The sequence below is a fragment of the Staphylococcus caseorum genome (assembly GCF_049943195.1).
GTDB lineage: Bacteria > Bacillota > Bacilli > Staphylococcales > Staphylococcaceae > Staphylococcus > Staphylococcus equorum_A.
In genome coordinates, this window is the sequence record NZ_JBNFUA010000001.1 from 2183656 (window position 1) to 2196759 (window position 13104).

14 protein-coding genes are annotated in these 13104 nt (G+C 31.8%); 12 read left to right on the forward strand and 2 right to left on the reverse strand.

Annotated features, from left to right (window positions below; genetic code table 11):
* Positions 1 to 163 precede the first annotated feature (163 nt).
* Positions 164 to 1357, forward strand: a complete 1194-nt coding sequence (locus ACP3TL_RS11165; protein ID WP_176722977.1) for an MFS transporter — start codon at positions 164 to 166, stop codon at positions 1355 to 1357.
* Positions 1358 to 1684: 327 nt separating this feature from the next.
* Here the strand turns inward: ACP3TL_RS11165 and ACP3TL_RS11170 are convergent, their stop codons facing one another.
* A complete protein-coding gene (locus ACP3TL_RS11170) occupies positions 1685 to 1780 on the reverse strand; it encodes a type I toxin-antitoxin system Fst family toxin (RefSeq protein ID WP_141714419.1) in 96 nt (31 codons plus the stop codon).
* Positions 1781 to 3365: 1585 nt separating this feature from the next.
* Here ACP3TL_RS11170 and ACP3TL_RS11175 point away from each other — a divergent pair.
* From ACP3TL_RS11175 to ACP3TL_RS11195, 5 genes are all read left to right on the forward strand, one after another.
* The gene (locus ACP3TL_RS11175) at positions 3366 to 3632 is read left to right on the forward strand and encodes a hypothetical protein (RefSeq protein WP_069826239.1); all 267 of its coding nucleotides are present in this window, start codon (positions 3366 to 3368) and stop codon (positions 3630 to 3632) included.
* Between the two features lie 274 nt (positions 3633 to 3906).
* On the forward strand, positions 3907 to 4089 hold the full coding sequence (locus ACP3TL_RS11180) for a hypothetical protein (RefSeq protein WP_069832302.1): 183 nt from the start codon (positions 3907 to 3909) through the stop codon (positions 4087 to 4089).
* Between the two features lie 92 nt (positions 4090 to 4181).
* Entirely contained in the window at positions 4182 to 4442 is a 261-nt protein-coding gene (locus tag ACP3TL_RS11185) for a hypothetical protein (RefSeq protein WP_069817398.1), read from the forward strand.
* A 110-nt stretch (positions 4443 to 4552) separates the two neighbouring features.
* A complete protein-coding gene (locus ACP3TL_RS11190; protein WP_285326597.1) occupies positions 4553 to 4792 on the forward strand; it encodes a DUF3923 family protein in 240 nt (79 codons plus the stop codon).
* Positions 4793 to 4901: 109 nt separating this feature from the next.
* Positions 4902 to 6395, forward strand: a complete 1494-nt coding sequence (locus ACP3TL_RS11195) for a flotillin family protein (protein ID WP_069832304.1) — start codon at positions 4902 to 4904, stop codon at positions 6393 to 6395.
* 736 nt (positions 6396 to 7131) lie between these two features.
* Here the strand turns inward: ACP3TL_RS11195 and ACP3TL_RS11200 are convergent.
* Complete coding sequence (locus ACP3TL_RS11200; RefSeq protein ID WP_069832305.1) at positions 7132 to 7719, reverse strand: TetR/AcrR family transcriptional regulator; 588 nt, start codon at positions 7717 to 7719, stop codon at positions 7132 to 7134.
* A 170-nt stretch (positions 7720 to 7889) separates the two neighbouring features.
* On the opposite strand from ACP3TL_RS11200, the gene ACP3TL_RS11205 reads away from it, so the two are divergent.
* The 6 genes from ACP3TL_RS11205 to ACP3TL_RS11230 all read left to right on the forward strand — a co-directional run bounded on the left by ACP3TL_RS11205 (position 7890) and on the right by ACP3TL_RS11230 (position 13067).
* Positions 7890 to 9578, forward strand: a complete 1689-nt coding sequence (locus ACP3TL_RS11205) for a CocE/NonD family hydrolase (protein WP_285326593.1) — start codon at positions 7890 to 7892, stop codon at positions 9576 to 9578.
* A gap of 234 nt (positions 9579 to 9812) precedes the next feature.
* Entirely contained in the window at positions 9813 to 10961 is a 1149-nt protein-coding gene (locus ACP3TL_RS11210; protein ID WP_069832307.1) for an alcohol dehydrogenase catalytic domain-containing protein, read from the forward strand.
* A 327-nt stretch (positions 10962 to 11288) separates the two neighbouring features.
* Positions 11289 to 11429: a hypothetical protein gene (locus ACP3TL_RS11215; protein ID WP_256092651.1), complete on the forward strand. Its 141-nt coding sequence runs from the start codon at positions 11289 to 11291 to the stop codon at positions 11427 to 11429.
* Positions 11430 to 11523: 94 nt separating this feature from the next.
* On the forward strand, positions 11524 to 11679 hold the full coding sequence (locus ACP3TL_RS11220) for a hypothetical protein (protein ID WP_256092652.1): 156 nt from the start codon (positions 11524 to 11526) through the stop codon (positions 11677 to 11679).
* On the forward strand, positions 11669 to 12376 hold the full coding sequence (locus ACP3TL_RS11225; RefSeq protein WP_285336756.1) for a peroxiredoxin: 708 nt from the start codon (positions 11669 to 11671) through the stop codon (positions 12374 to 12376). The genes ACP3TL_RS11220 and ACP3TL_RS11225 overlap by 11 nt, the downstream gene beginning before the upstream one ends.
* Before the next feature lie 73 nt (positions 12377 to 12449).
* The gene (locus ACP3TL_RS11230; protein WP_069826245.1) at positions 12450 to 13067 is read left to right on the forward strand and encodes a flavodoxin family protein; all 618 of its coding nucleotides are present in this window, start codon (positions 12450 to 12452) and stop codon (positions 13065 to 13067) included.
* Positions 13068 to 13104 lie beyond the last annotated feature (37 nt).

The window sequence follows — 13104 nt, forward strand, 5'->3', positions numbered from 1 at the left end:
GTCTATGAACATGGTTTTCGTAACTTTCTTCTACATCTGAAACATCTAACAAAATTTTAGCTCCTGCTTCATTACTCATATTGTTCGCGCCTTTATATGCTATAATATAATTAATTTTTTATATTTTAAAGGATTTTATTTTTTACAATAAGGTGATTGCATGTTGAAAATCAGTAAAGGGTTTACTAACTTATTGATAAATTATACTCTATTAAGTTTTGCCAATAGAATATTCCAATTTATAGTTTTGTTTTTTCTATGGTTGTCGTTAAAACAATCTTTTATAATTACTATAATCATATTAATTGAAACTATATTCACTTTTTTCTCTGGTTTTTTACTAAATAAATTAGATGAAAAATTAAAAACTACAACAATTCTAAATATTACTTTTATTTTTAAGTTCATAACAATTTTATTATTAGCGACATTAATTTATTATGACACTTACTGGTGGCTATGGACCCTTCCATTAGGTATTTCAGCACTATTTGATAATTTTATGTCACCTATAGTTTATGGAAAAATTGGTGAATATATAGATACTAAAGAGTCCATAAAACATAATTCTTTAGTATCTATAATTGATAACTGTGCCCTTTTCATTAGCCCTGTTATTGGTTCATTATTATTAAGTTTTAGTAAAAACAAAGTAGAACTTTTATTGACTTTAATATCCCTTATTTTCTTAATTTGTCTTTACTTATGTAAGGGGAACATAGCATTTTTGAACTCAGATAAAGTAGCTATGATAAATACAAAGTCTGATCAAATTAATTTTCAATGGCTGATTAAAAATAAAGTCATCTCATATATATTGGTTCATTTTATGCTTTTAAATTTAATGCTAATACCCTTATTAAATATAATTTTTCCATCTTATATAGTAGTAGATAATAATGCTAGTTCTTCTTATTTAGCATATTTTGAAGTGATGTTTAGTATAGGTTTGTTTTTAATGAGTGCTCTAAGTTTAACTATAAAGTCATCAGTCTCTTATTTAAAAGCTTCAATCATTCTACCCTTTATATTTTGTGCATTGGGTTTAATAGTTATCGCTATTTCTCCTAATTTGTTAATCGGAGGTATTGGGAGTTTAATCATAGGGCTATCATTATCTATGTTACGAATTGGCAATAATTCTTATTTTCAATTAAAATTGTCGCCTGATATACAAAGGCAATTTTTTGCTATAAGAGCATCTCTTTTATCATCAGTATCTCCTATAAGTATTGTTCTCATAGGAGGCATTTTAAACATATTAACAGGTACTATCACTTTATTACTACTTTCACTTATTTTGATATTTTTAAGCATGAGTTTGTACTTATCGCTTAATAAATCCCAAACATCTTAATTACTTAAAAATATGAGTTGTGACCATAAGCGGCGCGTTTATTTGCATTAAGAATTAGATTTCATTCACGAGGAATAAGTATCCATAAACGATTAAATGAGATGGCGCCCAAATAGTTAAAATTGTCACATGTATCGTTGGGCTAGGAACTTTGATTTTTCAAATATTTGAATTTTTGTCTAGTGGTTCTTAGTTTATTGATTCATTTTACATTCCCTATCCTATCATGGTAAAATATGTGTAACGAAAATAAGTATTCACTTATACACCAATCCCCTCACTACTCGCAATAGTGAGGGGATTTTTGTTGGTGTGGCTTAATGTCACCTATTTTTTACTGCGCTTACTTAGCCAATAAGTAAAATACGCTATGGCACAGCCACTGATGACTGGCGCTAGGATGTGAACGAAAATAAGCGTCACTTTATACACCTCCTCTCTACGCCAATTAGACGCCTGAGAGATAGGCGACACCATCAGAGAATCTGGTAAACATATAGGCTTTCAGTAAGTTAAAATAAACAAGTAAAAGGCTATCCCTTAATTGATAATAGTTTTTTGTATTAAAAAATAAACCAAACGCTTTCTGTTGAATAATTACAAGTTATAGTTACACCTATCAAAGTAATAATAAATATTTACCCTTCTTCTCATAGCATCTATTCAAAGTATGACTTATATAACCATCCATTCAACGAATAATTTTTGAAGCTTCTTTAAAAGACTGTTCAAAATCATTTTCGAAATCTTTTTTAACTTGCAACATAGCGCCTTCAAGTATCATAGTTACAACACTCCCTTAATCTTTATTTAAAAGCATTAGTATTTCATTTTTATCTAAGAAATCTTTTACTTCTACTTCCTGTTTACCATTAACTCGCTCTTTATATTTAGCATTGATCTCTTTTGTTTTTACCAGCACTCTTAATTTTCTTCTTACCTGTATTAGAATCACCCATTGATTCATCTACTTTTTCGTTAATCTTATTCATTAAGTCCCTCAAAGAAATTACATAATTACTTACTCCTTAACTACCCTTTTCATATACCCTTGGTAATTTATTATTCTCTATAAACTGTTTGAAATTTTCATCATCTTTGTCGATCATTTTGTCACTTTTTGACTAAAAAAAAACACTTTTTGAGAGTTTCCGTTGCTTTGGATTCTTGTTCGTATTCATTATCTTCTTATTCTCCATTACTAAAAGATGCTAATAACAAAGTTAATTTGATTACTAATATTCATTTTATATTTTTCCTAACAATACTCCCTAAAAAATATATTTTTAAAAATAAAAATTACCATTCCTATAAAATTAGTATTTCATTGAAATATTAATTTTGTTAATATTAATTAGTATGAGAATTTAAAAGTTTACATATTGAAAATTCGATTTATGGAAAACACTAACAAGAAGATTATGTGAAATTGAGAACATACTTCCACACTTTAGTTTACGGTATTTTACTATTATCACAGATAGAATTACTTCAGGATGATCATTAACATTTGTTTTATGATTTATAACAATAGACACTTTCAATGATATCGTTTCCTCTAAAAAGTGGAATAAAACGAACAACAAATAAAAAACTAAGGATAGTTTGAATATGAAATGGTTTATATTTTCTATAAAACTAATTCTATCAATTACAATGTTTGCCCTTATGTATTGGCAATTAGATAAAGATTTGAATATTGCGTTTATTGTCTGTTATATCATTTTCATATTTATAATAATGTTTTTGGATAGCAAACTTAAAAAGAAAGGCAAATCTTACTATGAGAAAAACTAAATTAATAACAATTGCGAGTAATATTATTTTCGTTATCACTCTGGTTGTTTATATACCTAAATTGTTTTCGAATAAAGATTATATTCTTCTGAGGATTTTAAGTGTTTCTTGAGGGATTTCCATCTATAACTGTTTTATTTTTCTGAAACCAGATAATAGTAATGATAATTTAAACTAATACAACTCAATTAAGTCTTAAGGAGGTAAACTAATGACTGAGGAAAAAGCGAAAATGGAAAAGATAAAGAAACTCGCTATGGTCGGTAACATTTTAGGTTGTTTAACTATTGTATTGTTTATACTTCGATTTGTCTTAGATTCAAACAACGGAGATTCTATATTAAAGAATGCAGCTTTTGTTACGGCTCTTTTGACATTCACTTCTTACTTAATTGGGAATCTTATATCGAAAACAATCATAGGAAGCATTGCTTCTTTAATGTTAGTCATCTTTATCATTATTACACTTTTAACTTAGAACCTCGTTTCTCAAATGTTGTAAATGAGTATATTTATTCTCATCATCCTAGCTGCCATTGTAGGTTTTGCCATCCATCACATAGTCGATTTTTTTTCAATTAAGTAGAAAAGTATCAAAATAAGTTGTTTTATAAAGGGACACTTTAAATGATTACTTTATGTATCCCAATAATCGCCACATGGCTGATTATAAGCATGTGTTATTTTGTTGTATTTTTAAACAAAAACAGCAATAAATAAACGATATTTTATGAGAAGAAAGGAATATATATATGTTAACTAAAAACATTCAATATCCTTATACTAAATTAGCTTTTGATTTACTGGGTATTATTGCTTTTATAGGAGCAATAATCATTGTAATTTTGAATTTTTATTTAAATGCAGACGCTAATGGTAATTTCGAAATGGGCTTTACTGTCAGTGGTACGAGTTCAATTATCATGAGTGTATGAATTTTAATTACTTTTCTAAGTGCTTTGATGTCAGCTGTTCTAAAAAAATGGAATAAAAAATACTAAATATGTATAAAAACGAGGTATGAAGTATGAAGCATAGATTTTTAGACGCAATAAAAGATTTCATTTTCATTGTTATGTTCACTTTTATATTAGCGACTTTATTAAATTATATAAATCCTAATCTAAGTCTTAATAAATATTGGAATAAGTTAGGTCATCTGGATTGGGTTAATATATACGATAGTCAAAATTTAAATGGATTAATTGTTCTTGGCTTTATACTTGGCGTTATTTCATTTATTTACGATATGTTTTTCAATACTGAAAAAGAAACTGATTCTAACTAGCCAATTATTAAATTTTCACTATACGTTTTATTTAATTCTAACCTTATGTATTTTGATGCGCTTGCTTCTTAGTTATGTAATGAAATATTTAATAATAAAAGGATGATAATATGAAATTTTCATGGATTTTTTTGTGGATTATCAGCGTACTCGAATTTTCAGCGTTTTTAATCCTATCATTTATGGTTTGGTTCAGAGAAGTCGATGCTACTGGTGCTATTCAAACAATTGAACTTAAATGGATTAACATAGCAATATTAGCTGTTTTTTTCTTGCTACCTTTCGTAATGCAACTCATATGGTTAATCATAAATTTAATTTATTCAAAAAACAAAAATGTAGTTCATTAACAATAACGAAGTCACTCCAAAATCAATAAAAACAAGATAAATCATATCGAAATTCGTTAAAAGATGTGTAACGTTTATTAAATTCAAAAAGAATTAGGAGAATACCCATATGAATATATTTATATTAATTACAATTGCTACCATAATTGGACTTGTAGTATTTGGAGGTCTAATTTGGTACCTATACATGAAAGCAAGATTTAAGACAGTTCCATCAAATGAAGCTTTAATCATTACAGGACCTAACATCGGCGATCCAAAATCTGAGTCAAATGTTTATCAAGATGATGAAGGACGTCACATGAGAGTAGTACGTGGTGGTGGTTATAGAATGAAAATGTTCCAATCATCAACGCGAGTTTCACTAAAATCATTTCAGTTAGAAATCAAAACACCTGTTGTTTGGACTAAAGTTGGTGTTGGCATCGAAGCTGAGGCGGTGGCTACAGTTAAAGTTGCCGATCAATTACAAGGTATTGTTAAATATGCTGAACAATTCTTAGGCAAGTCAAAAGATGAAGTATCTGATGAAATATCGCAAGTTTTGAATACAAATTTACGAGCTATCTTATCTAAAATGACAGTTGAAGAAATCAACTCAGACAGAGAAGCATTCAATAATAAAGTAACCGAGGTTGCTCAAGGGCAACTCAACAATATGGGCTTTAGTATTACTTCATTAGGACTATCTGACATTAGTGACAACGAAGGCTACTTAGAAAACTTAGGTAAACCTGAGATTGCTAAGATTAAGAAAAAGGCAGATATTGCTGAAAGTGATGCTTCACGAGAAACTGAAATGAAAATAGCAGAAAATACGGAATTAACTGAGAAGGAAAAGATTTCTCGCCAAATGAACGTAGCTGATTCTCGTAGAGAGAAAGATTTAAAAGAACAATCAATCTTGAGTGAAACAAATAAAGCGCAAGCCGAAGCTTCTGGTCAATTAGAGAAAGAATCTAGAGCTTTAGAAATTAAAGAAAAACAATTGCATGTTGAACGTACTGAGAAAGAAAACGAATTACACTTAATCCAAATGGAGCGTGAGAATGACGTTCATATTCAACGTCAAAAAGATGACGTACGCCGCCAACAATCCGAAACAGATGCAGCAATTATGATTAAACAATCCGAAGCATCTTACGAATCACGTATCAAGGAAGGTAAAGCTGAAGCTGAAGTTATTAGAGAACAAGAAAAAGCAAAAGCAGATGGCTTAAGAGAAAGAGCAAATGCGCTTGCGGAAAATAAAGACGTTATGTTAGCTGAATTGATGATTAAAACAATGCCTGAGTTTGCTAGAGCAATTGCTGAACCATTATCTAACGTTGAGAATATCCGTATTCTTGATGGTGGAAACGGTGATGGTGTTAATTCTTTATCAAACGGTATTATTACTCAAATGGCTAACGCTGAAGAAGGTTTAAACCAAATGACTGGTTTTAATTTAACTAAGATGCTTGAGAACGTCTCAGATCAAAAGAAAACTTATGCTTTTGAACAAAATGAGATGTCTAAGAATAATGATCTAGAAAATGAAGAAGCTGCGCTTAAAAATGATATCGATCAAACACAAGATGTAAGTAGCAACAAAAAACAATAATTGAACTTATAAGTGCAAATGGAGGATTATTATGAAACTTTCTTGGATATTGTGGTCGGTAGCAACTTTATTTTGGCTTCTAGTGATATTGGGATTGTCACTATATTCTTGGTCCAACGGATTATCCGACGCTAATAACAAAGAAGTGTACTCATTTTTCTGGCTACTTATTGGATTATTAGTAATACCATTATTGTACAATTCATATGGCTGTTAATTAATGTATCTTTAAAATTAGTTAAATAGAAAACCATTTAATACACACGATCAAAACACATACATATTTTGTATGTGTTTTTGTTTTTCATAAAAACATGATATATAAAAAGTAAATAACCTTTTACTTAACTATCTCTAAAATACAATGACTTTTAAGATACATATGCAGGTAATATTAGCACTTATTAAATGATCAGAATGTTTACTATAAAATCATTATTTTTAAATTCACAACTTTGATAGCTTAGTCAGAATACATAATCCCATGCCCCTGCCCTGTAGCAATCGCTTGCGTATAAACACGAGAAGCAAAATTACTTACCTCTGAATTCGACTTTTTCGAACTCTATTCTTTTATCAATAACATCTATTATTTTCACTTTATCCTGAGACGGGATATTAACTTTATATTCTCACTTCAAACGCTTTTCATGTTCATTCCATGCATAGCCGTTTATATCCATCTTTTCCCGCTTCAATCACACGTATAGCTCCAACTAACCACTGCCGGTTCACCTTACATAGACTGCTTTACGATCCCAATAGTTCCTACAGTCACAATATTATAGAAATGCTGAACAAATTCTTCTTTTGTAATTCTGTGCTCATCTTCAACCCAATGTTTTAATATTGAAATTCCTGCGCCTGACACATAACTCATAAAATAATCAAATGGCATATTACCAATTTTGTTGTCTTCCCCTTTATATGCACTTAAATGATTATAAATAAGTCTATATAATTTTTCTTGCAGCATAGACGCTTTACCAATCGCAAACATCGTTTGATAGAAATTTATATTGTCATCTATGTGCTCAACGAGATAAGACATAATACTTTCCACCACATTTGATGGTGCCTCTTCTCCATCACTATTGTGTTGATTTTCAATAAATGTTTGAAGGGCATCTATTTTTTCATTTTCCATACTTTCTAATAAATCATATTTATCTACATAATACGCATAAAATGTGCCACGGTTAATATCTGCTAAATCTGCAAGTTGTTGCACCGTGATAGCTTCAAAACGTACTTCTTTCAATAATTGTAAAAATGATGATTTTATCGCTTGCTGTGATTTTCTTACTCTACGATCTTGAGTCATTTACGTATCACACCTCCATTTGTTTCTCTTTAATAGACAATCCTACAAAGACTGTTGAGTTTCGTACACAAAGCACATCCCTGCTTGTTGTTTGTCGATTATTTTAAGTTTAGGGTAAGAGTGTATTCAAAAACAAGTATTACCTTATACAAGAAAGGATATGATGATTTATGACTAAACAAATGTTAGGTAATCCAAAATTAACAGCTACACCTATGAAAGAAATTACAGAAGGTACAAACCATATCGTAGTCGATAGCATCCAATATGGTAATCAAGAAATGATTATGGAAAAAGATGTCATCGTTCCAATGTCAGACGGTGCAGAGCTATATGTTAATGTCATCCGTCCTAATAAATCAGGTCAATTTCCTGTAGTAATGTCCGCAGACACATACGGTAAAGATAACAAACCTAAAATTACGAACATGGGCGCATTATGGCCAACACTAGGTCACATTCCAACTTCAAGTATAACGCCGGAAGAGTCCCCTGACCCTGGTTTCTGGGTAGCAAATGATTACGTCGTGGTGAAAGTTGCATTACGTGGCAGTGCGAAATCTAAGGGTGCTTTATATCCTTGGGGTCTAGCAGAAGCAAAAGACTATGCCGAAGTAATCGAATGGGCTGGCCAACAATCATGGAGTAATGGCAATGTAGGTACAAATGGTGTTTCTTATTTAGCTGTTACACAATGGTGGGTCGCTTCATTAAATCCAACACATTTAAAAGCGATGATTCCTTGGGAGGGCTTAAACGATATGTATCGTGAAATAGCGTTCCATGGTGGTATGCCTGATACTGGTTTTTATAGATTTTGGTATGAAGGTATTATCGCAAGATGGCCAGACACAGATATTGAAGATTTAAAAACTGTACAACAAGACCATCCATTGTTTGATGATTATTGGAAAGGAAAGCAAGCCAATTTATCAGCGATTCAAGTACCTATGTTTGTTTGTGCAAGTTGGTCTACACAAGGATTGCATAACAGAGGTACATTCGAAGGATTTAAACAAGCAAGTTCCAAAGACAAATGGCTTAAAATTCACGGACGTAAAGAATGGGAAACATATTATGCACGTGAATCACTAGAACAACAAAAAGACTTCTTTGATTACTATTTAAAAGGTATTAAAAATGATTGGCAAGATACACCAACTGTATCTTATGAAGTCAGAAATAAATTTTATCAAGGCCAAACCAAATCAGCATCCAACTACCCGCTTCCAAATACAGAAGCAACGCCTTTATATTTAGATGGACATAATATGAAATTAAATACGTCAAAAGTTAAAGACGTTGCAAAAGTTTTATATAATAGTGAAGTATCAGACAACGACGAAGTAAGATTCAGCAAAATATTTGAAGAAGATACTGAACTTACAGGTAATATGAAATTAAAATTATGGGTATCTGCAGATAACGCAGATGATATGGATCTATTTGCTGGAATTAAAAAAGTGAATCGTCAAGGCGAAGAAGTTAACTTCCCAGACTTTAATCATATCGAACACGGTCAAGTCGCAACGGGTTGGCTACGTGTTTCTCATCGTGAACGAGATAATACGAAATCTACACCACTACAACCTTGGCATACACATGAAAGCGAACGTAAACTTAATGGCGATGAAATTGTGCCAGTAGAAATTGAAATATTGCCATCCGGTACATTGTTCAAAAAAGGCGAAAGTATTCAAGTTGTCATCAAAGCAAGTGAAGTCGTTAAAGGGAATAGCACACCTGGCCTTAAAACACGTTATGAACATACCGAAACAGTCAATCAAGGTAAACACAACATTTATACAGGTGGCGACTATGATTCACATCTACTTGTACCAATAATACCAAATCACTAATATTTCATTTCAATGTTAGTAACGCTCATTTTTCTATGTTCTTGAGTCTATAAACTTACATTGATATCACTGGGTCATAAACACGTACTATTAAGCTTTTTATATGGAACTATATTTCAATTTACAAGTCCATAAAGTTTAGTCATATAGGCGACGGGAATATATTGAAAGAAACAGATTATATTTATGCCACTTGATCACTAGAAATTCTATAAAAATTGTGAGGCGTTATTTATGAAAGCTGTTACTTTTCAAGGTCAAAAACAAATGGAAGTTAAGCAAGTCAGCGACCCAAAGATTGAAGATTCAACAGACGCTATTATTAAAATAACGGCATCCGGCATCTGTGGTTCTGATTTACACTTATATCATCAAGGTGATTTAATGATGGACCCAGGATTTGTCATTGGTCATGAACCTATGGGTATCGTTGAAGAAGTTGGTAAAGACGTTAAAAAACTCAAAAAAGGTGATCGTGTAGTGATTCCTTTTAATATAGGCTGTGGTGATTGTTACTATTGTAATCACGAAATGGAATCGCAGTGTGATAATTCAAATCAAGAGCAAGCCAATTGGCAAATGGATAATGGTGGTTTGTTTGGTTTCGGCAGTATGCATGGTAACCATTGGGGCGGCCAAGCTGAGTATTTAAGAGTCCCTTACGCAGACTTTTCTTCTTTTATTGTTCCAGACAATGATATGAAAGATGAAGATGTTTTATTTTTATCTGATGTCGCACCTACTGCATATTGGAGTGTAGAGCATTCTGGCGTTAAATCAGGTGATACAGTTGTCATCTTAGGTTGTGGTCCAATTGGCCTTATGGCACAAAAATTCGCAAAACTTAAAGGTGCAAAACGTGTCATCGCTGTAGATAACATTGAGCACAGACTGCAACATGCCAAGGAATATAACCAAGTCGAAACCTATAATTTTGATAAAGAAAAAGAAATCGGTAAGTTACTGCGTGATACTACACATGGTGGTGCGGATATTGTGATCGATTGCGTAGGCATGGATGGCCAAGTCAAAGCATCTGAACGTGACTTGAGTCCAGATTCTGCACAACGCGGCACAATCAGTCCCATTGATACTGCGGCAGAAGCTGTAAGTAAATTCGGTACAATTCAATTAACAGGTATCTACGCAACACCAGCCGATGATTTCCCACTAAACCTGATCTTTAACCGTAATGTCCAAGTTAAGACCGGTCAAGCACCTGTGATTCATCTTATGCCGAAATTATATGAGATGATTCGTGAAGGTACATTTGATCCAACTGACATTCTTACACATACGATGCCATTAGATAAAGCGGCAGAAGCTTATGAAATATTCGACCAGAAAAAAGATAATAATATTAAAGTGATTTTAAAACCTTAAAAAAAATAAAAAAATTAATACGACTATGAATGTCTCCTCAATTCAAATAGAATTGGGGAGATATTTTTAATTGTTACACAAAACAATAAATATAATACATATTTATTGTAAAAAGTTTAATATATTAAAATTGTGGAATATATACACCATAGAAGTAATTTTTCTCAACCTTCAATATAACTTTTTAAATTCATGTCTAATACACAAACGACTCAATATATTATTTTGTATAAACGCCTTTTTAACCTTTTTTACAATTTCCATTACAGTTTTAAATTTTCAATTCCAAAGCTAAGATATAAAATTCAAAGTTTAGGTGTGATAATTATGAAAATAGAACAATGTATAGAAGATTTTATAAAAAGTATTATTAAAAAAGACCCAGAGTTATTTTGTAGTTTATTATGCCCTAAAGATTTATCTCTTTTAAGAAAAAAACTATATATAAAACAGGTCACCTTGGTGTAAATCGTTATATAAAAGATAAATACTTAAAAAACTCACACGTTTAGTAACTACTTTTTACAAATACGAGTATTTTAAAGATGGCGACAAATATATAGTGAAATATTCTTTTGCTCAAAATAATTCTTATCTTAAGACAGAATTCAAAATTGTTGGTAATCAAACTACGCCATTATTTAATTTGAATATAAATAAAATGCAAGTGAAATTTTTCAACCATCCTTCTACTGTAGGTGATGTACATGCCACTTAATTCAGATTTACATTCCGAAACACAACGTCTACCACGCATTGGAGAAAAAGCACCATTTTTTAAAGGTCAATCCACACAAGGGGAAATAACTTTAGATGATTATAAAAATGACTGGGTGATTTTATTTGCTCATCCAGCTGATTTTACGCCAGTTTGTACTTCGGAGTTTGTAGCGTTACAAAATCAATATTCGGAATTTCAAGATTTAGGTGTGAAACTGGTTGGTTTAAGTGTAGATAGTCTTGCGTCACATGTGGCATGGTTAAACAGTATCGAAGAGTCTTTTGATGTGCAAATTGAGTTCCCACTTATTTCAGATTCCAACAGGGTAATATCAGAAACTTACGGTATGTTGGCGCCTGAATCGCATAATACCGAAAGCTCAAGAGCAGTATTTATTATCGATGATGATGCTGTGGTCCGTGCTATGATTTACTATCCAATGACTACCGGTCGTAATATCGATGAACTCTTACGTGTTACTAGAGCGATTAAGATTTCTGATGAAACAGGAGATAACACACCTGCTAATTGGAAAAAGGGAGAAAATTTATTAGCTGCCCCACCAGAAACGCTTGAAGATGCTAAAAAACGAATGAAAGATTCCAATTATGACTGTAAAAATTGGTATTATTGTGAAAAAGATGCTGAACAAAGCTCTAAAAAATTTTATAACCCATTTTTATATAACAATTAGTCCTACTCCAAGAAAATGTGTTATTACTTCTAGCTCATGTTCAAGATGAAAATATAAAAATGGAGGCTAAGTTATGACCTTGAAAGCAATTATTTTAAATGCATCTCTAAAACATGGTGATGAACTATCCAATACAGAAGGCTTAGCGAAAGAAGTCACTGACATCTATCATAAAGAAAATGTAACGAGTGAGATGATTCGATTAAGTGATTATAATATTTCTTATGGCATTTCTGATGATATGGGCAACGGAGACGAATGGCCTCTCATTTTAGAAAAAATTAAAAATGCAGATATTTTAATTATTGGTACACCTTTATGGCTAGGTGAGAAAAGTAGTATCGCAACGCTTGCCATTGAACGCCTTTATGGTAGTACAAGTTTAACCAACGAACGTGGTCAATCCTTTTTTTATAATAAAGTGGGTGGTGCCATTGTTACTGGTAACGAAGATGGCGCAAAAAATGCAGCTGCCTCAATCCTATACGCCCTATCTCATATCGGCTTAACAATACCTCCAAATGTTGACGCTTATTGGGTTGGCGAAGCAGGTCCAGGCCCTTCTTATTTAGACATTGAGCACGTAAATGAATTTACCAAAAAACACGTTGAAATGCTCGCCTATAATACAATGCACTTAGCCAAAATTTTCAAGAATCACCCTATTCCCAATGAAGGTAACCAATTATAAAATACAATGTCAAAAGCCAGTTGCATAGCAGCAACTG

Excerpts from the sequence above, each read along its gene's own strand:
- ACP3TL_RS11175 (WP_069826239.1), top strand. The coding sequence starts at position 3,366 with ATGACTGAGGAAAAAGCGAAAATGGAAAAGATAAAGAAACTCGCTATG.
- ACP3TL_RS11180 (WP_069832302.1), top strand. The coding sequence starts at position 3,907 with ATGTTAACTAAAAACATTCAATATCCTTATACTAAATTAGCTTTTGAT.
- ACP3TL_RS11185 (WP_069817398.1), top strand. The coding sequence starts at position 4,182 with ATGAAGCATAGATTTTTAGACGCAATAAAAGATTTCATTTTCATTGTT.
- ACP3TL_RS11190 (WP_285326597.1), top strand. The coding sequence starts at position 4,553 with ATGAAATTTTCATGGATTTTTTTGTGGATTATCAGCGTACTCGAATTT.
- ACP3TL_RS11195 (WP_069832304.1), top strand. The coding sequence starts at position 4,902 with ATGAATATATTTATATTAATTACAATTGCTACCATAATTGGACTTGTA.
- ACP3TL_RS11200 (WP_069832305.1), bottom strand. The coding sequence starts at position 7,719 with ATGACTCAAGATCGTAGAGTAAGAAAATCACAGCAAGCGATAAAATCA.
- ACP3TL_RS11205 (WP_285326593.1), top strand. The coding sequence starts at position 7,890 with ATGACTAAACAAATGTTAGGTAATCCAAAATTAACAGCTACACCTATG.
- ACP3TL_RS11210 (WP_069832307.1), top strand. The coding sequence starts at position 9,813 with ATGAAAGCTGTTACTTTTCAAGGTCAAAAACAAATGGAAGTTAAGCAA.
- ACP3TL_RS11215 (WP_256092651.1), top strand. The coding sequence starts at position 11,289 with ATGAAAATAGAACAATGTATAGAAGATTTTATAAAAAGTATTATTAAA.
- ACP3TL_RS11225 (WP_285336756.1), top strand. The coding sequence starts at position 11,669 with ATGCCACTTAATTCAGATTTACATTCCGAAACACAACGTCTACCACGC.
- ACP3TL_RS11230 (WP_069826245.1), top strand. The coding sequence starts at position 12,450 with ATGACCTTGAAAGCAATTATTTTAAATGCATCTCTAAAACATGGTGAT.